This window comes from Nonomuraea harbinensis, assembly GCF_019396385.1.
GTDB classification, from domain to species: Bacteria; Actinomycetota; Actinomycetes; order Streptosporangiales; family Streptosporangiaceae; genus Nonomuraea; species Nonomuraea ferruginea.
This window is the reverse complement of the sequence record NZ_JAHKRN010000135.1, coordinates 1-645: the sequence shown is the minus strand read 5'-3', so window position 1 is coordinate 645 and position 645 is coordinate 1. Positions and strand designations below refer to the sequence as shown.

The window sequence follows — 645 nt, the reverse complement described above, 5'->3', positions numbered from 1 at the left end:
CCGCCACGCGGTCAAGGTTCACGGCGTTCCTGCCTCCACACTGACCGACAACGGGATGGTCTTCACCACCCGGCTGGCCGGCGGCCGCGGCGGCCGCAACGCCTTCGAACACGAACTACGCCGCCTGCACGTCCGGCAGAAGAACTCCACGCCCAACCACCCCACCACCTGCGGCAAGGTCGAACGCTTCCAACAGACCATGAAGAACTGGCTACGCGCCCAGCCCGACCAGCCGGCCACCCTGGCCGACCTGCAGACGCTGCTCGACCGCTTCTGCGACGCCTACAACCACCACCGCCCGCACCGGTCCCTGCCTCACCGCGCCACCCTGGCCGCGGCCTACGCCGCCTCGGCCAAGGCCCTGCCCGACGGCAGCCGCGACACCGACACCCACGCCCGCGTCCGCCACGACCGCATCGCCCCCTCAGGAGTGGTCACCCTGCGCGTCAACGGCCGGCTGCACCACATCGGCATCGGACGAACCCACGCCCGAACCCACGTCATCCTCCTGATCGACGACCTGCACATCCGCGTCGCCAACGCCGTCACCGGAGAACTCCTGCGCGAGCTGATCCTCGACCCCGCCCGCGACTACCAGCCCCAGGTAAACCCGAACAAGACGAAACCCTCGAACCCGTAGGTTCG

Annotated in this window: 1 protein-coding gene; it reads left to right on the top strand. The window is 69.5% G+C overall.

Going from position 1 to position 645, the window contains the following annotated elements; all coding sequences use genetic code 11:
- The coding region (locus KME79_RS44345; RefSeq protein WP_219552685.1) for an integrase core domain-containing protein at nt 1–640 on the top strand (640 nt) is incomplete at its 5' end.
- Nucleotides 641–645: the final 5 nt, after the last annotated feature.